General features: G+C 72.1%; 15 protein-coding genes. 5 read left to right on the forward strand and 10 right to left on the reverse strand.

What is annotated here, in order from left to right:
• Both ACIHIX_RS15265 and ACIHIX_RS15270 read left to right on the forward strand, forming a co-directional pair.
• A complete protein-coding gene (locus ACIHIX_RS15265; protein ID WP_399955142.1) occupies nt 1-618 on the forward strand; it encodes a LysE/ArgO family amino acid transporter in 618 nt (205 codons plus the stop codon).
• Nucleotides 619-733: 115 nt separating this feature from the next.
• Complete coding sequence (locus tag ACIHIX_RS15270; RefSeq protein WP_399955144.1) at nt 734-2,032, forward strand: MFS transporter; 1,299 nt, start codon at nt 734-736, stop codon at nt 2,030-2,032.
• Between the two features lie 15 nt (nt 2,033-2,047).
• Here the strand turns inward: ACIHIX_RS15270 and ACIHIX_RS15275 are convergent, their stop codons facing one another.
• The 3 genes from ACIHIX_RS15275 to ACIHIX_RS15285 form a co-directional block, all read right to left on the reverse strand.
• Nucleotides 2,048-2,500 carry a cyclic nucleotide-binding domain-containing protein gene (locus ACIHIX_RS15275; protein ID WP_399955147.1) on the reverse strand — a complete coding sequence of 151 codons (453 nt, stop codon included), beginning with the start codon at nt 2,498-2,500 and terminating at the stop codon, nt 2,048-2,050.
• 277 nt (nt 2,501-2,777) lie between these two features.
• Entirely contained in the window at nt 2,778-4,256 is a 1,479-nt protein-coding gene (locus tag ACIHIX_RS15280; RefSeq protein WP_399955150.1) for an aminotransferase class I/II-fold pyridoxal phosphate-dependent enzyme, read from the reverse strand.
• Nucleotides 4,257-4,298: 42 nt separating this feature from the next.
• The gene (locus ACIHIX_RS15285; RefSeq protein WP_399955153.1) at nt 4,299-4,520 is read right to left on the reverse strand and encodes a hypothetical protein; all 222 of its coding nucleotides are present in this window, start codon (nt 4,518-4,520) and stop codon (nt 4,299-4,301) included.
• 281 nt (nt 4,521-4,801) lie between these two features.
• On the opposite strand from ACIHIX_RS15285, the gene ACIHIX_RS15290 reads away from it, so the two are divergent.
• The 3 genes from ACIHIX_RS15290 (at nt 4,802) to ACIHIX_RS15300 (ending at nt 7,210) form a co-directional block, all read left to right on the forward strand.
• A complete protein-coding gene (locus ACIHIX_RS15290) occupies nt 4,802-5,287 on the forward strand; it encodes an ATP-binding protein (RefSeq protein ID WP_399955156.1) in 486 nt (161 codons plus the stop codon).
• A gap of 185 nt (nt 5,288-5,472) precedes the next feature.
• Nucleotides 5,473-6,309 (forward strand): SigB/SigF/SigG family RNA polymerase sigma factor, encoded by an 837-nt coding sequence (locus ACIHIX_RS15295; RefSeq protein ID WP_399955159.1) that lies wholly within the window; start codon nt 5,473-5,475, stop codon nt 6,307-6,309.
• A gap of 61 nt (nt 6,310-6,370) precedes the next feature.
• Nucleotides 6,371-7,210: a DUF1206 domain-containing protein gene (locus tag ACIHIX_RS15300; protein WP_399955162.1), complete on the forward strand. Its 840-nt coding sequence runs from the start codon at nt 6,371-6,373 to the stop codon at nt 7,208-7,210.
• A gap of 89 nt (nt 7,211-7,299) precedes the next feature.
• On the opposite strand, the gene ACIHIX_RS15305 is transcribed toward ACIHIX_RS15300, so the two are convergent.
• The 7 genes from ACIHIX_RS15305 to ACIHIX_RS15335 form a co-directional block, all read right to left on the reverse strand.
• Nucleotides 7,300-9,534 carry an FUSC family protein gene (locus ACIHIX_RS15305; protein ID WP_399955166.1) on the reverse strand — a complete coding sequence of 745 codons (2,235 nt, stop codon included), beginning with the start codon at nt 9,532-9,534 and terminating at the stop codon, nt 7,300-7,302.
• A 989-nt stretch (nt 9,535-10,523) separates the two neighbouring features.
• Complete coding sequence (locus tag ACIHIX_RS15310; RefSeq protein WP_399955169.1) at nt 10,524-11,888, reverse strand: NAD(P)/FAD-dependent oxidoreductase; 1,365 nt, start codon at nt 11,886-11,888, stop codon at nt 10,524-10,526.
• Nucleotides 11,889-12,091: 203 nt separating this feature from the next.
• Complete coding sequence (locus tag ACIHIX_RS15315; RefSeq protein WP_399955172.1) at nt 12,092-12,517, reverse strand: ATP-binding protein; 426 nt, start codon at nt 12,515-12,517, stop codon at nt 12,092-12,094.
• Between the two features lie 93 nt (nt 12,518-12,610).
• Complete coding sequence (locus tag ACIHIX_RS15320; protein ID WP_399955175.1) at nt 12,611-14,518, reverse strand: AMP-dependent synthetase/ligase; 1,908 nt, start codon at nt 14,516-14,518, stop codon at nt 12,611-12,613.
• Between the two features lie 161 nt (nt 14,519-14,679).
• On the reverse strand, nt 14,680-15,765 hold the full coding sequence (locus tag ACIHIX_RS15325; RefSeq protein WP_399955178.1) for a glutamate--cysteine ligase: 1,086 nt from the start codon (nt 15,763-15,765) through the stop codon (nt 14,680-14,682).
• A gap of 64 nt (nt 15,766-15,829) precedes the next feature.
• The gene (glgB, locus tag ACIHIX_RS15330; RefSeq protein ID WP_399955181.1) at nt 15,830-18,031 is read right to left on the reverse strand and encodes a 1,4-alpha-glucan branching enzyme; all 2,202 of its coding nucleotides are present in this window, start codon (nt 18,029-18,031) and stop codon (nt 15,830-15,832) included.
• A gap of 4 nt (nt 18,032-18,035) precedes the next feature.
• Entirely contained in the window at nt 18,036-19,427 is a 1,392-nt protein-coding gene (locus ACIHIX_RS15335) for a maltokinase (RefSeq protein WP_399955184.1), read from the reverse strand.
• Between the last annotated feature and the right edge of the window lie 17 nt (nt 19,428-19,444).

Raw genomic sequence — 19,444 nt, forward strand, 5'->3', positions numbered from 1 at the left:
ATGACCGCCTCCCTCTCCGCCGCGGCCGCCGGCTTCGGCACCGGACTCTCGCTCATCGTCGCCATCGGTGCCCAGAACGCCTTCGTCCTGCGCCAGGGCATCCGTCGCGACGCGGTCCTCGCCGTCGTCGGCATCTGCGCCCTGTCCGACGCGGCCCTGATCGCCCTCGGCGTCGGCGGGGTCGGTGCGGTGGTCGTGGCCTGGCCGGGGGCGCTGACCGCGGTGGGCTGGATCGGCGGCGCGTTCCTGCTCTGCTACGGCGCCCTCGCCGCCCGGCGCGTGTTCCGGCCGTCCGGTGGCGCGCTGCGCATGGAGGGCGACACGGCCGGCTCCCGCAGGCGGGCCGTCCTGACCTGTCTCGCGCTGACCTGGCTCAACCCGCACGTCTACCTCGACACCGTGTTCCTTCTCGGCTCCGTGGCCGCCGACCGCGGTGACCTGCGCTGGACCTTCGGCCTCGGGGCGGCGCTGGCGAGTCTGGTGTGGTTCGCCGCGCTCGGCTTCGGCGGAAGCCTGCTCGGCCGCCTCCTGTCCCGCCCGTCCGCCTGGCGCGTGCTCGACGGACTGGTGGCCGCCACGATGATCGCCCTCGGCGCCCTGCTGATCGCCGGGGCCTAGCAGGCGCCGGGTCAACGGCCGTTCCACAAGCTGAGATTGCGCGTCCCGCATGCTCGGACCGAGGTGCCATAGTGAACCCTGGTTCCGAAAGATGTAACGAGCAACCAGGAAGTCCGTGGACACGAGCGAGAGCAGCACCGAACCGCAGACGCCGACCCCGGCCGAGGAGACGCCGACCCGGCGCGGCTGGCGCCGGTGGGCGATGGACACCCGACCGCTGCGCCGCCCGGCCTACCGCAGGCTGTGGAGCTCGACCGTCGTCACGGCCGTGGGCAGCCAGCTCACCGCGGTCGCCGTACCCAAGCAGGTCTACGACATCACCGGCTCCTCGGCCTGGGTCGGCTACGCGAGCCTCGCCGGGCTGCTGCCGCTGATGGTGTTCGCGCTGTGGGGCGGCGCCGTCGCCGACAGCGTGGACCGCCGCAAGCTGCTCCTGGTCACCAACTGCGGCATCGCCGTCACCTCGCTGCTGTTCTGGCTCCAGGCCGCCGCCGGACTGGAGTCGGTGGCCGCCCTGATGGTGCTGCTCGCCCTGCAACAGGCGTTCTGGGGCCTGAACGCGCCCGCCCGCAACGCCTCCATCGCCCGCCTGGTCCCCGCCGAGGAGCTGACCGCGGCCAACGCCCTCGGCTCGACCGTCGCGCAGACCGGCCAGGTGGTGGGGCCGCTGCTGGCGGGCGCCCTGATCCCGGTCATCGGGCTGCCCGAGCTGTATCTGATCGACGCCCTCGCCCTGTGCGTGACGGTGTGGGCGGTGTACAAGCTGCCCTCGCTGCCGCCCCTCGCCGGGCAGGCCAAGCGCCGGGCGGGCCTCAGGGAGATCGTGGAGGGGTTCCGCTACATCGCGCTGCACAAGGTGCTGCTGCTGTCGTTCCTCGCCGACTTCGTCGCGATGGTCCTCGGTATGCCCCGCGCCCTGTTCCCGCAGCTCGCCTCGGAGACCTACGCGCCGTACGGCGAAGGGCTCGCCCTCGGCCTGCTGTTCGCGGCCATCCCCATCGGAGCGGTGCTCGGCGGCCTGTTCTCCGGCACCTTCTCCCGGGCCCGCCGGCACGGCTGGATGGTCATCGGCGCCGTCGTCGCCTGGGGCGTGGCCATCACCGGTTTCGGGCTGAGCGACAGCCTGTGGCTCGCGGTGGCCTTCCTCGCCCTGGCCGGGGTGGCGGACATGGTCTCCATGGTGTTCCGCGGGGCGATCCTGCTGTCCGCGGCCACGGACGAGATGCGCGGCCGGATGCAGGGCGTCTTCACGGTCGTCGTCGCCGGCGGCCCGCGGCTCGCCGACGTCCTGCACGGCACCGCGGGCTCGGCCTTCGGCCCGCGCGTGGCGGTGGTCGGCGGCGGGCTCCTCGTCGTCGCCGTCATGCTGGGGCTGGCCGCCGTGGTGCCGGCGCTGCGGCGCTACCGTGTCTGACCCGCGAGGCGAGCCCTACAAGGCATGCCGCCGCATCGAGTACTGCTCCATGAGCTTGCCCCGGGTCATCTCCAGCCGGTGCGCGAGGATCTCGGCGACGTTGCGCACCAGGACCAGACCGAGCGCCGGGTCCTCCTCGCACAGGTGCAACACGGCCGCCGCCTCGAACTCGTAGGCGCGCACCGGGCTGAAGGCCACCGCGCCGAAGTCCCATTGGTGCGGCGGGAACAACCAGGACCAGCCCAGCAGATCCCCCGAGCCGAGACTGGCCACGGTCACCCGTTGCAGGGACGTCACCTGCTGGTCGAGGGAGACCGCACCCGAGCGGATGACCCAGAACCGGTCGGCCGTGCCGCCCGCCTCGAAGATCCGGGCGTCCTCCGGGAAGGAGACCTCCCGGGCGAGGCTCATCAGCCGCTGCCGTTGGGGCGGGGGCAGGGCGGTCAGCAGTTTCGTCGCTTTGGTCATGACGCGGGGCTCCTCGCCGGCGATTCGGTTCGGGGGCTTTCCCTACGCCCCATTTCAGCCGCTGCCGCCGCCTCGGGCACCTCGGCGGACGGCACTGATTCCGCTACCGGCGCCTCGCGGGCAAGAAAAAGCCCTGGCTGGACGGGGGAGGCCAGCCAGGGCAGTTCTGGGGTGATCGGCGGAGGACTGTCGTTGTCAACTCCACGACCACGTATGGATGAACCGTAAACCATCCCGGGGGATTGTGGGAAACCCAAAGCGGGCCACGTGACCGGTTTCACTCCTCGTCGGCCTCCAGCACCCTGATCGTCCTCAGTTCGGGGTCGCTCGGATCCGGCAGGTTCATCCCCGCGTCCTTACCCGTCCGCAGATACCGCAGCACGGGCTCGGTGAGCCGCTCACCCGGCAGCACCGCCGGGATCCCCGGCGGATACGGCGTGATCATCTCGGCCGCGATCCGTCCCGCGGCCTTCTTGACCGGCACGTTCTCGGCGGGCCCGAAGAACGCGTCGCGGGGCGAGCGGGCCCGCGCCAGCCGCAGCTCGGACGGCGCCGGCACCTCCACCCGCGGGGCGGGGCGCAGCTTCGGGGCGACGTGCGCGAGATCCCGCAGCGCGGACAGCAGCTCGGCGCTCGTCTCCCGGTCGTCGCCGTGGGTGAGCTGGGCGCCCAGGCGGCGGTGGTCGGCCAGATGCGCCTCGATGCTCCGCTCTTCCCGCAGCCAGTCCGCCGCCTGGAACCCCGTGATGCCGAGACCGGTGAGGTCCATGATGACCTGCAAGGGGTCCATGTCGTCGGCGAGCCCGGGACCGCACAAGTCCTCCCGGCCCTCGACGTGCAGCCCCTCGATCCGCCCCACGGCCGACCGCAGTCCGGCCACGAGGTCCAGTGCGCCGCCCATGAGTTCCTCGCCGTGCAGGGCCATCTGGCGCCGCCAGCCGTCCAGCCCGGCGTACAACAGCACCGACGGGCTGGTCGTGCCGAGCAGGTCCGCGCGCAGCTTCAGCACCTCGGGCGGCACCAGGTCGCCCTGGAGATGGAAGACGGACCCCTGCTCCAGGCCGCTGCCCATCTTGTGGATGCTCGTCACACAGATGTCGGCGCCCGCGTCCATCGCCCAGGACGGCAGGTCGGGGTGGAACGGCAGATGCGCGCCCCACGCCTCGTCCACGATCAGCGGCCGTCCGCGCCGGTGACACACCTCGGCTACGGCCCGCAGATCCGCGGTCGTCCCGTACGGCGTCGGACTGCTCACCAACGCGCCCTTGGCGTCGGGATGGTCGGCGAAGGCCTTCTCGAAGGCGTCGGCGGACGGCGGATGCGCGAGATGCCGCTCGGGGTCCCAGCGGGGCTCGACCCACACGGGTTCGACGCCGGACAGGATGAGCCCCGAGACCACCGCCTTGTGGGCGTCCCGGCCGATCAGCAAGCGCTCGTGCGGGCCCGCCACGGACAGCATCGCCGCCTTGACCGACAAAGAGCTGCCGCACGTGCTGAAGAACGTGTGCTCGGCGTGCACGGCGTCCGCCATCAGCTCCTCGGCACGCTCCAGCACCTGGTTCCGGGTGAGCCGGTCGTCGAGCCCGCCCGACGCCAGGACGTCACCGAGGAAGACCGCGTCGCCCAGCACCCTGCGCACCGACGGGTCGGCGCCCCGGGCCTGTTTGTGTCCGGGCGGCGTGAAGGACAGAAGGCCCTCGCGGTGATAGGCCTCCAGGGCTTCCAGTACCGGTGCTCGCGTGTGATCGACTGCCATGCGACCCCGGGTTCCCGAGAGCCAGGTCGTCAATCGCGACCGTCAGTGCTCACCGGCCCGCTTGCCCGGGGACACGATCTCGTCCAGCACCCGCAGAACCGACTCGAAGGCCAGCGTTCGTACGGTGGCCTCCCGTGCGCCCTCCGGATCGGTCGGGCGCAGGGCCTCGCTCCGAGTTCGCCACGCTCGCTCCTCCTCCAGGGCGCAGGCCCGTGCCCGCTGAATGCGCCGCAACAGCTCGTCTGAGTCCACGACATCCGTCATGCGTACCGGGTACCCCGGCAAAAGGGACGGAAGGCAGGTGTCTTCCAGGTTTGGCGGGCTCCGGATCGGTCAGCCGAAGAGAAGAGACCTGCGGTGCTCACGCGGCGTAGACAGTCCGCCGCGGCCGGCCGGTCATGGGCCGAGTCGGCCACGGTGCGGCATTCCGCCGCGGCCGACCGGCCAGGTGGCGTGGCGGCGAGAGCCCGCCCGTCGCGGCGGCCGGCGACCGAGGGCACAGAGGGGTCCGGATCGTCCCGAAACCGTCCAGGGAGCCCAGAAACATGTGTAGGGAGCACGCGACCGAATCCGCCCCCAAGCCGTCGGTATCCGCCGACACCCCATCGGGGCCCGCCCTCGAACCGTCGGCCGTCGGCCGCTGCCGGCTGCGCTGCCCGTGCCGGCCCGCCGACGCGCGGCGGGCCGTGGAGAGCGCGGTGGACGCGCGCTGCCGGGCCACCGGGACCACGTGCGACCGGGAGTCCGTCGCCGACGCCCTGCTCGTCGCCTCGGAGCTGACCACCAACGCCATCCTGCACGGCGGCGGGATCACCGACTTCCGCATCGACCTCGTCGAACCCGGGATACGGGTCTCGGTCAGCGACCGCAGCGACGCCCTGCCGGTGACCGAGGAACCCGTCGACCCGCGCGGCCGACGACGGATCGGCGGCCTCGGCTGGCCGATCGTGTGCCGGCTGGCACACGACGTCCGGGTCACCGGCCTGCCCTCCGGAGGCAAGTGCATCACCGCGGTCGTGCCCCTGTCCTGACACGACGTCTGTCTTCCCCCGGGAAGCGGAGTTTGCGCCCCGGGCAGCAGGGCAGACGCACCATCGTGCTTCGGACCGGAGGCGCGCGGCGGGAGAGGTACGACTGCTCCCGGGCCCTCCGGGTGTCCGGACAGCGCTCCTCCCGCGGCAATGACCCTGAAACCTTCCTTCAGGAGCGATCCCGCATGCTTATCGATAAATCGACGAGCCGTTCCGGCCTGACCACCGGTACGCCGACCACCGCCCCCCGGCGGCGGCACGACGACGCCCCCGACACCGCCCAGCTCTTCGCCCGTCTGAACTCCCTGGAGCCGGGCCCCGAACGAGACGCCGTCCGCGACGAACTCGTCACCGCCTGGCTTCCCATGGCCCACCGCATCGCCGGCCGGTTCCGTGAACGGGGCGAGTCCCTGGAGGACCTGCGGCAGGTCGCCGCCCTGGGACTCGTCAAGGCGGTCGACCGCTTCGAACCCGAGCGCGGCGCCTTCGAGAGCTACGCCGTGCCGACCATCACCGGCGAGGTCAAGCGACACTTCCGGGACCGCATGTGGGCGCTGCGGGTGCCCCGTCGGGTGCAGGAACTGCGCAACAAGGTGCGCGTGGCCCGCCGCGAGCTCACCCAGACCCCGGGCAGCGCCGAACCCAACGCGGCCGACCTCGCCGCCCACACCGGCCTGACCGAGGACGAGGTCAACGCGGGGCTGGAGGCGCTGGAGAGCTACAGCGCGCTGTCCCTGGACGCCGAACTCTCCTCCGGCGAAGACGGATACAGCCTCGCCGACACCCTGGGATCCTCGGACGCCTCCTACGACGTCGTGATCGACCGCGAGTCCGTCAAGGCGGGCCTGAGCAGGCTGCCCGAGCGGGAACGCGCCATTCTCTACATGCGGTTCTTCGAGGACATGACGCAGAGCCGCATCGCCGACCAGCTCGGCATCTCGCAGATGCACGTCTCGCGTCTGATCAGCCGCAGTTGCGCCCGGGTACGCGCCGAGGCGCTCGGCGAACGGGCCACGCTCTGAGCGCCCGACGGGCGGGGTGTGCCGTGCGGCGACCGGGGCATTCGCAGGGCGGGAGGCCAAGATGAATCCGACTGCCATCGCGCGCAACGGTCGTATGGACGCCGAACGCGCGGCACGTGGCTCCATGACCGAGTACGCGGCCCGCGCGGGGCTCACCGCCCGCGGAGTGATCTATCTGCTGGTGGGCGTGCTGGCGCTCCAGATCGCCTTCGGCGACGGCGAACAGCAGGCGGACCGCGGCGGCGCCCTCGCCGAACTGTCGGACAAGCCCTTCGGCGCCGTCCTGCTGTGGGCCCTGGGCGCCGGGCTCGTCGGCATGGCGTTGTGGCGGCTGTCGGAAGCGGTGTTCGGCTCGGTCGGACCGGAGGGCCGCACCGCCAAGAAGCGCCTGCTGGCGGTGGTCCGGCTGGTCTTCTACAGCTTCGTCGCCTACTCGGTGCTGTCGTTCGCGGCGGGCTCCGGCGGGGGCGGCAAGGGCTCCAGCGACAAGCAGTCGCGTGACGTCACGACTAGGGCGCTGGAGATGCCGGCCGGTCAGTGGCTGGTGGCGCTGGCCGGGGTCGGGATCGCCGTGGCGGGCGTGTGGATCGGCGCCCGGGCGGTGCTACGGGCGTACCACGACAAGCTCAAGCTCGGCGAGATGTCCCGGGGGGCGCGGCGCCTGGTGGACATCACCGGGGTGGGTGGCGGCGCGGCCCGCGGCCTCATCTTCGCGACCGCGGGCGCCTTCGCCGTACGGGCCGCCGTCGACTACGACCCCGACAAGGTCAAGGGCCTCGACGACACCCTCCGCTCCTTCGCCGACACCCCCCTGGGCCCCTCGCTCCTGGCCTGCGTGGCAGCCGGCCTGGTCCTCTTCGGCCTGTTCTCGTTCGCCATGGCCCGGTGGAGGAGGGTGTAGGACCCGGAATCATGCCCCGACGACCGGCCCGCCCCCCCGGCGGGCCGTGTCGTACGGCGGCGAGGGCGAGGGTGAGGGCCTGGCCGGGCTCAGCCCCGTGGTCCGGCCACCGGTACCCGTAGGGGCCGGGCCAGGCCCGTCACCCCCTCGTCCAGTCGTCCCAGATGGCGCAGCACCCGGTCCGTGACCCGGCCGTAGCGGGGTGAGCCCGCGGTGCCGGTGTCCAGGAGCGCGGCGATGCTCGGGCCGGTGCGGAGCTCCTCGGGGGAGTGTTCGTCGGCGACATGGGCTGCGAGGGCGCGGATGTTCTGAAGGATGCGCTCCCCGGCGCCGCGCAGCCGGGGGTCGGCCGCGATGGAGGGGTGCGTGGGCAGGAGCTCGGCGGTCGCCGCCAGGGCCCGTGCCTGGTAGGCGCAGGTCTCCAGGAGGGCCACGACATAGCGCGCCGTGTCCCGCCGCGCCCGCAACGGGGTGACGGGGTGGGTGAGCGGCTTGGTGGCGGCCCGCAGATCGGCCAGCGCCTGGTCCAGCTCGCGGGCCTGGTCCAGCAGATCGCCCGGCGGCCCGCCGCTGAGCTGGTCCACGGCGGTCTCGGTGACCTCAGCCAGCCGGTCCAGCACGGCGACGAGCAGGTCGTTGGTACGGCGGTCCGTCCGCACCGGCAGCACGAACGCCGCCGCCAGCACCCCGCAGGCCGCGCCGAGCGCCGTCTCCTCGACGCGCAGCACGAGCACCGAGAAGCTGTACGTGTGCAGCAGGGTGTAGAGCAGGCCCAGCGCGGCGGTCACGAAGAACGACATGAGCGTGTACGACAGCGGCGCCGAGTAGAACATCAGGAACACGCAGACCAGGACCAGCGCGAACGCCGTCCACGTATGGTGCCCGACCAGCGCCGCCAGCCCGATGCCCGCCACCACCCCGAGCACCGTGCCGACCAGCCGCCGGTAGCCCTTGACCAGGATCTCGCCCGTGGACGCGGTGTTGATGAAGACGATCCAGCAGGTCAGCACCGCCCAGTACCAGCGCTGACTGGACAGCAGCTCCCCGCCGAGGATGGCCAGCGACGACCCCACCGCCACCTGCACGGCCGCCCGCGTCGTCGGCCGCCGCAACCCCGTGAGCTCCTCCTGCGCCTCCTCCTCACCGGCGTCGATGGCCGCGTCCTCGGCGTCCAGTTCCTCCCGGGACCGTGCCGTGGCCGGAGTGTCGTCCGACTCGTCCTGCGGCCCGTCGAGCGCGACCCGCAGCCCCAGCACCGCGCGGGCGGCCTCACCGACACCCCGGAACACGTCCTGGACGGCCGGTGGCGCGGGCGGCAGGTTCTGCTCGTCCCGGTAGCCGAGGAGCCGGTTGCGAACATGCGACAGGGCTGTGCCGTGCTGCGCCGACACCGGACGCAGGACGAGCAGCCGCAGCGCCTCCAGATCCCGGCGCAGCGTGTCGATCGCCTCGTCCCGCACAGGCAGCAGCCCACCCGAGGGCACGGGCGCGCCCGGCAGATGCAGGGTCAGTGTGTCCGCCCGCTCGGCGCTGCGCGCGGTCAGCAGCAACAGCCCCAGCCGTTCGGCGGCCACCTCGGCGTCCGCCACCCGCCGCTGCACCAGCCGGGCCACGCCCTCGTCGGCGGTCCCGGCCTCCAGGCGGCCCTGGATCATCAAGGCGGTGTCGTGCAGCCGCGCGGTGCCCTCCCGCACATGCTCCAGGGCCCCGTCCACGTCCGCCGGCCCCGCGTCGAGCAGTTCCAGTTGCGCGGCCACCAGCCGGGCCAGCCGGGCACGGAAGGCCGACCGCAGCCGCTCCAGGGTCCCCGCGGGCGTCTCCGGCACCAGGGCGAACCGCACCAGCGCGCTGCTCGCGAAGGCGACGCCGATCGCCGCGTACAACTGGGGCAGGCCCGAGACCGTCGCGCCGACGAACAGGGACAGGAAGTACACCTGGAACCCGATCAGCCCGAGCGCGGTGCCCCGGTCCCCGAACCGCCGCCCGTAGACCGCGCAGAAGATCAACGCGACGAAGAACAGGTCACCGGCGACGACCCGGGAGGCGAGCAGCGCCCCCAGTGTCACGGCGGCCAGCGCCACCGGCAGCCCGAGCGCCAGGGTGACGGCCTGCGAGGACCGCTGCTTGTCGCGGACGGCGAAGGTGGCGACCATCGCGGCGATCGCCCCCGCCACGAGATGAGGCACGTCGGCGCCCAGCGGGGCGAGCACGGCCAGCGTCAGCGCGATGGCCCCGACCGTCCGCAGCCCCGCCGTCAGCCGCAACAGCCCGGGGTCCGACGCCGCCGCGAAGTCCCGCAGCCGCACCCGCCCGGCCCCCGTCACGACACACGGCCGGAACCCGGCCGACGTCCCCCACCACAACCACCCGCCCCGGCCTGCGCGCGCGGGATGACGGTAGCCGTTGCCCGACCGCCCACACGCCCGATCCGCACCGGCCCGGCGGCCCGCCCGTTCCCGACGCGCCCACTCACCGCGGGCGTCCCGGCTTGCGCGTTCGGCGCGTGTGAGATGACGGTGGGTGTCTTTGTCTGGCCGCCCACACGCGCCGCACACCCGATCCGCACCGGCCCGGCGGCCCGCCCGTTCCTCACGCGCCCACTCACCGCGGGCGCCCAGGCTTGCGCGTCCGGCGCGTGGGAGATGACGGTGGGTGTTGTTGTCCGGCCGCATACGCGCGCCGCACGCCCGATCCGCGCCGGCCCGGCGGCCCGCCCGTTCCCGACGCGCCCACTCACCGCGGGCGTCCCGGCTTGCGCGTTCGGCGCGTGTGAGATGACGGTGGGTGTCTTTGTCTGGCCGCCCACACGCGCCGCACACCCGAAACGCACCGGCCCCGCGGCCCGCACGTCCACCACGCTCCCGACGACCGCAAGCGCCTCGTTCTGCGGGTCCGGCTTGCGGTGGATTTCCGACGGTGTCCCGGTGCGTACGTTCGACGCTCCGGCCCGCACGTCCACCACGCGCCGGACGACCGCAGGCGCCTCGGCCTGCGCATCGGGCGCGTGGCGGAATCCAGTCGGCGACCCGGCCCGCACGTTCGCCGTGCGCCCGGTCACCATCGAAGTCCCGGCCCGCACGTTCGCCGTGCGCCCGGTCACCATCGAAGTCCCGGCCCGCACGTTCGCCGTGCGCGCGGTCACCAGGGGTGTCCCGGCCCGCACGTCCACCACGCGCCCGTCCCTCACCGGCACCCCGGCCCACGGGTCCGGCGTGCCGGCGTTGCCCGCCGGGGCCTCAGCCCGTGGTCGGGAGGGGCGGAAGGGGGCGGGCCGTGGCGTGTGCGGCATTGCTGTGCTCCTGTGGCCGGGGCTCTATTCCTGTCGCTCCGTTCCGTCCACGTGTGCCCGCACCTGATCCGGTGTGAGGTAGGCGTTCGTGTACTCGAAGTCCTTGAGCCGGGCCGCCCGGCGGTGCTGGAAGCCGGTGCGGACGAAATCGTCGCCCGCGATCGCGTTGAGCGTCCAGTTGGTCGCGACGCGCACCTTGGCCACATTGGTGCGCAGCGCCGCCCAGTGGTAGCCGCGGGCCGCGACCTGGGCGGGAAGCCCGCGCAGCTCGATGCCGAGCGGCTTGGACACGGCGTCCCTGCCGCCGAGGTCCACGACCAGACCGAGGTCCTTGTGGACGTACGGCGTCGTCGACCCCCCGCGCAGGGTGGCGATGACGTTGTCCGCGACGTGCTTGCCCTGCCGCATCGCGTGCTGCGCGGTCGGCGGGCAGATAGCGCCCTCCTCACCCTTGGCCTCGTCCGGGACCGCGGCGGAGTCGCCGAGCGCGAAGACCCCGTCCTGGCCCGGCATCCTCATGTCCGCGCCGACCACGAGCCGCCCGCGGAGCGTCTCGGCCCCCAGCGTCCCGATCAGCGGACTGGCCACCACACCCGCCGTCCAGATCAGCGTGTGCGTCGGGATCACCCGCCCGTCGGTGAAGGTGACCTCCTCCGGGCCCGCCTTGGCGATGGAGGTGCCGAGGGAGATGTCGACACCGCGCTTGGTGAGGATGTTCTGCGCGGTGCTGCCCAGCTTGTCGCCCAGTTCGGGCATCAGCTTCGGGGCGATGTCGATCAGATGCCACTTGATGAGCGCCGGGTCGATGCGCGGGTAGCGCTTGACGGCGGCGTGGGTGAGCTTCTGCAGACAGGCCGCGGTCTCGGTGCCCGCGTAACCGCCGCCGACCACCACGAACTGCAGCCGCGCGGCCCGCTCCGCCTCGTCATGGCTGGCATCGGCGAGGTCGAGCTGCGAGATGACGTGGTCACGGACGTACGCGGCCTCGGCGAGGGTCTTCATGCCGAACGCGTGGTCCGTGAGGCCGGGAATGTCGAAGGTGCGGGTCACACTGCCCGGCGCCAGCACGATGTAGTCGTACGGCTCGTCGACGATCTCGTCGGTGATGGTGCGGATCACGCACACCTTCGCCTTGAGGTCCACGCCGATGGCACCGCCGGGGATGATCCGGGTGCGGTACTTCCTGCTCCGCCGCAGCGACACGGCGATCGACTGGGGTGTCAGCACCCCGGAGGCCACCTGGGGGAGCAGCGGAAGGTAGAGCTGATAGGCGAACGGTGTCACCAGCGTGACGTCTGCCTCGTCCGCACCGAGTTTGCGTTCCAGCCGGCGTACACACTCCACGCCGGCGAAGCCTGCGCCAACCACCAGGATCCTGGGTCGTGTCACGGTCTTTCTTCCCTTCTGCGGCTCCGGCGGTCCGAGTCGAACGTCGATCGTCTGCCCTGGATCGCTGCTGCCCACCCCACCGATCCCACCGTGCCTCCAGCCGTTCCGCCAGCCGGGTGCGGCAGGCAGACGAACGCGTTGAGCACCACCATGCCCGCACTGGTGCGCGAGTGCACCGAAAGCGCGTGAAAGTCGTGTGTGACTCACCAGGGCAGAAACACATGCACGTCCTTGCCGTGCGACTCCGTCACCACGCTCACCTGCTCGCACAGGGCGTGGATCAGATGCCAGCCGACACCGCCGCCGCCGGTGCTCGGGTGGAAGGGCCTCGGGGCGGGCGGGGTGGGGTTGGAGTCGTGCAGGGTCACATGCACACCGTCGAAGGTCCGCCGCATGGTCAGCGAGAACTCCCCGGGCGCGTACTGCACGGCGTTGGCCGCCAGCTCGGTGACGACCAACAGGATGTCGTGCCAGTATTCGGGCGCACCGGGCGGACGGGCGTCGGCGAGGACACACAGGAAGTCCTCCGCGGCGAGCCGAGCGCTCGTCACGCTCTGCGGCTCACCCACGAAGCTCGTGGTGCGGCTCGGGATCTCCACGGAGGCCACTAGGTCGTCCCTACGGGTCATCGGGCATGTCCTTCGTCCAGCGTCCTTCGACGTCGACGCTTGTGCGAGTTCCCGAGGTCGCTGAGGTCAATCGGACCCCAGCGGGACTCTCTGTCACCGGAACACGTCGTCCGGGTCCTCCCAGCCGGTCGGCTCCTCGGGCACCCGCTGCCGGGTGCCGTGCGAGCGGGCCTGGTACATCGCGTCGATCTCGAAGGCGTAATGCTCGACGATCGCGTCCCGGCGCAGCTTCATCGACGGGGTCAGCAGGCCACGGGTGTGGTCGAAGGGCTGCGGCAGCACCCGGAAGACCCGTACGGACTCCGACCGGGACACGGCGCTGTTGGCCGCCGCGACGGCCCGGCCGATCTCCTCCCGCAGCGCGTTCTCCTCCCGCGCCTCCCGGCTCGGCGCGTCCCCCGGCAGCGCGAGCCCGCCGCGCCAGTGGACCAGGAAGTCCGGGTCCAGGGTGATCAGGGCACCGACGCAGGGCCGGTTGTCGCCCACCAGGACCGCCTGGTGGATGAGCGGATGCATCCGCAGCCGCTGCTCCAGGAAGGCCGGTACGACACTCTTGCCGCTGCTGGTGATGATCACGTCCTTCTTGCGGCCGGTGATCGTGAGATAGCCCTCCGGGTCCAGGTATCCGAGGTCGCCCGTGGCCAGCCAGCCGCTGCCGAGCGCCGTGCGGGTCGCGGCCTCGTCGTTGACGTAGCCCTGGAACACGGAGGGGCCGTGGACCAGGATCTCCCCGTCGTCGGCCACCCGGATGTCGGTGCCCGGCAGGGGTCGGCCGACGGTGCCGGACTTCTCCCGGCCCAGTGGCTGGCCGGTGACGCCCCCGCTCGTCTCCGTCAGGCCGTAGCCGTCGTTCACGTACACGCCGATGCCCTCGTAGAACAGGCACAGTTCGCGGCCCAGCGGGGACCCGCCGGAGGTCGCCCGCAGGACCCGGCCGCCCAGCGCGGCCCGCAGTCTGCGGTACACCGTCCGTTCGTACAGGGCGTGCTGCAACCGCAGATCGAGCCCGGGGCCCGCTCCCTGGCCCAGCCGCTGTCGTTCGACGGCCGCCGCGTAGTCCCGGGCCGTCTCCGCCGCCCGCTCGAACAGCGCACCGCGACCCGCCTGTTGTGCCGTGCGCAGAAAGGTCTTGTAGATCTTCTCGAAGAGCGAGGGCACCGCACAGAAGTACGTCGGCCGGAACGACATCAGGGACGCCGAGAGCGCCGCCTGGGTCAGATCCGGCTCATGGGCCATCAGCAGCCCGCCGCGCAGGCACAGCGTCTGCACCAGCAGGCCGTACACATGGGAGAACGGCAGGAAGGCGAGGACACTGCCCTGGCCGCCCGGCGGCACCACCGTGTGACCCCAGCCCTCCAGGAGCGTGTCGCAGGCGCTCGCCAGACCGCGGTGGCTCAGCGCGCAGCCCAGCGGCCGCCCCGAGGTGCCGGAGGTGTAGACGACGGCGGCGGTGGAGTCGGGCAGCACGATCCGGCGCAGTGACTCCACCGTGGTGAACGGAATGAACTGGCCCCGCTCCACGAGCTGTTCCAGCGCCCCCGTGTCCAGCTGCCACACATGCCGAAGCCGAGGCAGCGAGGCGCACACCGACCCGACCGTCATCACGCTCTGCTCGTCCTCGACGACCACGCCCACACAGTCCGCGTCCCGGAGGATCCATTCCACCTGGTCGCGCGACGACGTCGGATAGATCGGCACGACCTCGGCGCCGACCGCCCACAGGGCGTGGCTGATGACCGTCCACTCGTAACGGGTACGCGCCATGATCGCCACTCGGTGGCCCGGCGCGATCCCCGAGGCCACCAGCCCCTTGGCCAGGTCCACCACCTCGTCCCGCAGCTCCACCGCGGTCACCTCCTCCCAGGCGGGGGAGGAGGGATGGCCGGAGCGGCGCGCGAGCGTCGGCAGGGTCGGGTTGCGGTCCGCCGTCTCGAAGACGCTGTCGGCGAGCCCGCCGGTCAACGGGGAGACGGACGGGGGAGCGAGGGCGACGTCGCGCATGCGCTGCTCCTGTTGTGTACGGGGTGTGACTCCACCGATGAGAACCGTTATCGGCGGTGCCTGAATCTAGCCCAGGCGGGAGCGGCCGGTGTCTGGATTCGACAAGTAGCGCCGGTTTGTTGATCTCGCCGTGATCGAGGGGCTCGCCGCCCGTGCGACGCCTACTCCTGGGTGAGGTGCGCGCACTCCCTGACGACCTCCCGCAGACTGCCGGTCCGCTCCATCAGCTCCCGCTGCACCCGCGCCCCGTTGCCGCGCCGCAGCAGCTTCGCACAGGCCTCGCGCGCGCAGTCGAGGTCGCCGGTGTCGGCGAGCGCCTCCCCGATGTGGTCCAGCAGGGCCCGTACGACGGTCTCCGCGGGCAGCCGGTGCATGGTCGCCGGATGCAGCAGCTCCTCCGTCAGCCCGGACCGGGCGGCCCGCCAGGCGGCCAGCCGCAGCAGGCTCACACTGTGCGGCAGCGGCTCCCGCCCCGCCCGCCACTCCCGTGCCGCCGTCTCCACCAGGCCACGGGTGAGGGTGGCGACCAGGACGGCGGTCGAGGCGTGCAGACAGACGTCCGACACCCTGATCTCCACCGTCGGATAGCGCTGGGACAGTCGCGCGTCGAAGTAGACCATCGCCTCGTCGAGGATGACCCCGGTCGCGACCATGTCCGCGACCCGCCGGTGATAGCGCTCGGCCGAGCCGAACACCTCGGTCGGGCCGGCCGACGGCCAGCGCTGCCACACCCGGCTGCGATAACTGCTGTACCGCGTGTCCCCGCCTTGCCAGTACGGCGAGTTGGCGCTGATCGCGGAGAGCACCGACAGCCACGGCCGGATCCGGTCGATCACCGCGACGCCCTCGGCGTCGGACTCGACGGACACATGGACGTGGCACCCCAGGACGAGGTCCCTGCTGGTGATGCCGTACTGCTCGGCCATCCACCGGTACCGGCGTCCCACTCCGATGGACGGCCGGACCGGCAGGGGCGAGGTCGCCAGCGCCGCGACCGTGCAGCCGATGCCTTCGGCGAGCCGCGCCGCCTCCTTGCGACAGCGGACGATCTCCGCACCGAGATCCGCCATACCCGACTGCGGGTGCGTGGCGAACTCCAGCATCTCGGTGTGCAGTTCCTTCTCGAAGACCTGCTCGTCCCCGTCGTCCAGCGCGGCGCGCGCGAGCACGGCCGCGGACAGAGCCTGTGGCTCGCCGGTCTCGGGATCGATCAGGAGGAGCTCCTCCTCCACTCCGACGGTGCGCACGTGAGGCCGCCCTTCTGTCGCGACGACGGGGTCCGTACGCCCCGACTGCCCACGGGACGGCCGGTCACACGGGCGTCAGCCACACCGTCGCGAGCGGTGGCAGGGTGAGCGGCACGACACCGTCCTCCGGTTTGACCGGATCGGAGCCGCCGACACCGCCGCCGCCGTACCGTGCCGCGTCCGTGTTGAGGACCTCCCGCCAGGCGGGGACGTCGCCGGGGACGCCGAGACGGTAGTCGTGCCGGACGACCGGGGAGAAGTTGGAGACGGCGAGGAGAGGGGAGCCCTCGGCGTCGTAGCGCAGGAAGGCGAAGACGTTGTCGTCCGCCGCGTCGCCGATCACCCACCGGAAGCCGTCGGGGGTGGTGTCCCGCTGCCAGAGGGCGGGGGTGCGACGGTAGAGGCCGTTGAGGTCGCGGACCAGGTCCTGGACGCCACGGTGATCGGCTTCGGCGCCGTAGGCGGGATCGAGCAGCCACCAGTCGGGGCCGTCGGGCTCGGACCACTCGGAGCCCTGGGCGAACTCCTGCCCCATGAAGAGGAGTTGCTTGCCGGGGTGGGCCCACATGAAGCCGAGGTAGGCGCGGTGGGTGGCGCGCTGCTGCCACCAGTCACCGGGCATCTTGGAGACCAACGACCTCTTGCCGTGCACGACTTCGTCGTGGGAGATCGGCAGCACGTAGTTCTCGCTGTAGGCGTAGACCATCGAGAACGTCATCTCGTGGTGGTGGTACTTGCGGTGCACCGGCTCATGCTCCACGTACCCGAGCGAGTCGTGCATCCAGCCCATGTTCCACTTCAGGCCGAAACCCAGACCGCCGCTCTCGGTCGGCCGGGTCACCCCGTCCCAGGCGGTGGACTCCTCCGCGATCGTCATGACCCCCGGCACCCGCCGGTACACCGTCGCGTTCATCTCCTGGAGGAACTGCATCGCGTCCAGGTCCTCGCGCCCGCCGAACACATTGGGCGTCCACTGACCGGAGTCACGGGAGTAGTCGAGGTAGAGCATCGAGGCGACGGCGTCGACCCGCAGCCCGTCGATATGGAACTCCTCGCACCAGTACACGGCGTTGGCGACCAGGAAGTTGCGCACCTCCACCCGCCCGTAGTCGAACTCGTACGTCCCCCAGTCCGGATGCTCGGCCCGCCGCCAGTCACCGGGCTCGTACAGGGGCTGCCCGTCGAACCGCCCCAACGCCCAGTCGTCCTTGGGGAAATGAGCGGGCACCCAGTCCATGATCACGCCGATACCGGCCCGATGCAGGGCGTTCACCAGGTACTTGAAGTCGTCGGGCGAGCCGAGCCGGGCCGTCGGCGCGTAGAAGCCCGTCACCTGATAGCCCCAGGAACCGCTGAAGGGGTGATGGGCGACCGGCATCAGCTCGACGTGTGTGAAGCCGAGGTCCTTGACGTACTCCGGGAGCTGATCGGCGAGTTGACGGTATGTCAACCCGGGCCGCCAGGACGGCAGATGGACCTCGTACACCGAGAACGGCGCCACGTGCACCGGGACATCTCCCCGATGAGCCATCCACTCGGCGTCGTCCCACTCGTAGCGCGACACGCTCACGATCGACGCCGTGTCCGGGGGGACCTCGGCACGACGGGCCATCGGGTCCGCCTTCAGGAAGCGGTCGCCGTGCCGTGAGGTGATCTCGTACTTGTACCGGGCACCCTCACCGATCCCCGGCAGGAAGAGCTCCCACACCCCGGCCGCGCCCAGCGAACGCATCGGGAACGCCGTGCCGTCCCAGCAGGTGAAGTCCCCGGCGACGCGCACACCCTGGGCGTTCGGCGCCCACACCGTGAAGCGGGTGCCGGTCACGCCCTGATGGGTCATGGGCTCGGCGCCGAGCGCCTTCCACAGCTGCTCGTGCCGGCCCTCCCGGATGAGATGCAGATCGGTGTCGCCCAGGGCGGGGAGGAAGCGGTACGGGTCGTGGACCTCGTGCTCGCCGTCCTCGTACGCCACCAGCAGGGTGTACGAGGGGATCGCCGCCAGCGGGAGCACACCGGAGAAGAGGCCCTCGCCCTCCGAGACGAGCCGGCTGCGCTTCCCGTCGACGACCACGCTCACGGATCGCGCGAAGGGACGCAGGGCCCGGAAGACGATCCCGCCGGGCACCGGATGGGCGCCCAGCAGGGCGTGCGGATCGTGGTGAGCGCCCGCCAGCAGACGGGCACGGTCGCCGGGGTCCAGGGCGGGCGCGGCACGGCACGGAACCGGGCCACCCGCCTCGGAGGGTGAGATGTCACGCAGAGCCATGGCTTCAGCCTCCCCTTACGGCAAGACGCTCGATCGCGGCCATCGGAACCGGCAGCCAGTCGGGGCGATGCCGGGCTTCGTACAGGACTTCGTACACGGCTCTGTCCGTCTCGTAGGCGCGCAACAGACCGTGCTTCTTTCGTGGATCCCAGCCCGCCCGCGCGGCGTACCCGGCGCAGAAGGCCTCCCGGCAGCGGCGCGCCCACTCCGGACGCCAGGGGCGGCGCTGCCGGGCCGCGTAGTCGAAGGAACGCAGCATGCCGGCGATGTCCCGCACCGGCGAGTGGGCGCTGCGCCGCTCGGCGAGCGGACGGGACGGCTCGCCCTCGAAGTCGATGACGAACCACTCACGCCCGGCCCGCAGCACCTGCCCCAGATGCAGATCGCCGTGGATGCGCTGCGCGGGCGGACCGGAATCGCAGCCTTCCAGCGCCGCGAACGCGGTCCGCAGCCGCGGGACGAAAGGCTGGAGGGCGGGCACGCAGTGCGCGGCGGACGTCAGCCGCTCGGTCATCGCCGCCGCCGTGCGGCTGTTCTGGTCGCAGGCGGGACCGCCGGAGGTCTCGGTGCCGGTCCCGTCCGGGAAGGCGGCGGCCAGCGCGAGGTGGACGTCGGCTGTGGCCCGGCCCAGCTCGTGGGCCTGCGCCGTGAAGTCGTCGCCGCGGGCCAGCGCCTCCAGGGCCAGGGTCCAGCCGTCGGAGGCGTCGGGCAGGAACGGCTGGAGCACGCCGAGCGTGGCCTGGAAGGGATGCGTCGTCCGGAACCAGGCCACGGGCGCGGGCACCCGGCGGCACCCCTGGTCGGCCAGCGCTCCCGGCACCTCCAGGTCCGGGTTGACGCCGGGCTGGACGCGCCGGAAGACCTTCAGGATGAACGCGTCGCCGTACACCAGCGAGGAGTTGGACTGCTCGGCGTCCAGCAGCCGCGGCACCAGCCCGGTCGGCACGGACACCGACGGATCGGCCTCGAAGCGCAGGGGGCCCGCCGTGCCGGGATGCCGCAGCCGCTCCAGGAGCAGCTGCGCCGAACGAGGGTCCTGCAACGCGTCGAACACCGTCAGCCCGGCCAGCGGTCCGGACTCCGCCCGCCCGATCAGGGCCCGGCCGAGCCGCGGCGACAGATGCTTGCGCACGCCGAGCAGCAGCTGGTAGCAGTCCCCGGATCCGGCCGTGGTGCCGCCGGGGGCGGGGACGGGCGCGTGTCCGGTGTGGACCAGCAGATGCAGACAGCCAGGGAACAGCTCCGTCAGGGACAGCAGCGTGAGGTCCGTGACGGGCCGGTCCTTCCCGGCGAACCAGCGCTGCCGGGGCAGCCACTCGCGCAGTAGTCCCGCCAGCGAGGCCATGGGCTCCGCGACGGCCGTGCCGCTCGGGCTCGGGAATGCTGTCTTCGGCATGGTGACGCGTCCTTTCC

The organism is Streptomyces sp. NPDC051913, assembly GCF_044593635.1.
Lineage (GTDB): Bacteria > Actinomycetota > Actinomycetes > Streptomycetales > Streptomycetaceae > Streptomyces.

What these genes read in the sequence shown, in the direction of transcription:
- ACIHIX_RS15320 (WP_399955175.1), bottom strand. Translation starts at nt 14,518, where the DNA reads ATGCGCGACGTCGCCCTCGCTCCCCCGTCCGTCTCCCCGTTGACCGGC.
- ACIHIX_RS15300 (WP_399955162.1), top strand. Translation starts at nt 6,371, where the DNA reads ATGAATCCGACTGCCATCGCGCGCAACGGTCGTATGGACGCCGAACGC.
- ACIHIX_RS15265 (WP_399955142.1), top strand. Translation starts at nt 1, where the DNA reads ATGACCGCCTCCCTCTCCGCCGCGGCCGCCGGCTTCGGCACCGGACTC.
- ACIHIX_RS15315 (WP_399955172.1), bottom strand. Translation starts at nt 12,517, where the DNA reads ATGACCCGTAGGGACGACCTAGTGGCCTCCGTGGAGATCCCGAGCCGC.
- ACIHIX_RS15285 (WP_399955153.1), bottom strand. Translation starts at nt 4,520, where the DNA reads ATGACGGATGTCGTGGACTCAGACGAGCTGTTGCGGCGCATTCAGCGG.
- ACIHIX_RS15290 (WP_399955156.1), top strand. Translation starts at nt 4,802, where the DNA reads ATGTGTAGGGAGCACGCGACCGAATCCGCCCCCAAGCCGTCGGTATCC.
- ACIHIX_RS15295 (WP_399955159.1), top strand. Translation starts at nt 5,473, where the DNA reads ATGCTTATCGATAAATCGACGAGCCGTTCCGGCCTGACCACCGGTACG.
- glgB (WP_399955181.1), bottom strand. Translation starts at nt 18,031, where the DNA reads ATGGCTCTGCGTGACATCTCACCCTCCGAGGCGGGTGGCCCGGTTCCG.
- ACIHIX_RS15335 (WP_399955184.1), bottom strand. Translation starts at nt 19,427, where the DNA reads ATGCCGAAGACAGCATTCCCGAGCCCGAGCGGCACGGCCGTCGCGGAG.
- ACIHIX_RS15280 (WP_399955150.1), bottom strand. Translation starts at nt 4,256, where the DNA reads ATGGCAGTCGATCACACGCGAGCACCGGTACTGGAAGCCCTGGAGGCC.
- ACIHIX_RS15275 (WP_399955147.1), bottom strand. Translation starts at nt 2,500, where the DNA reads ATGACCAAAGCGACGAAACTGCTGACCGCCCTGCCCCCGCCCCAACGG.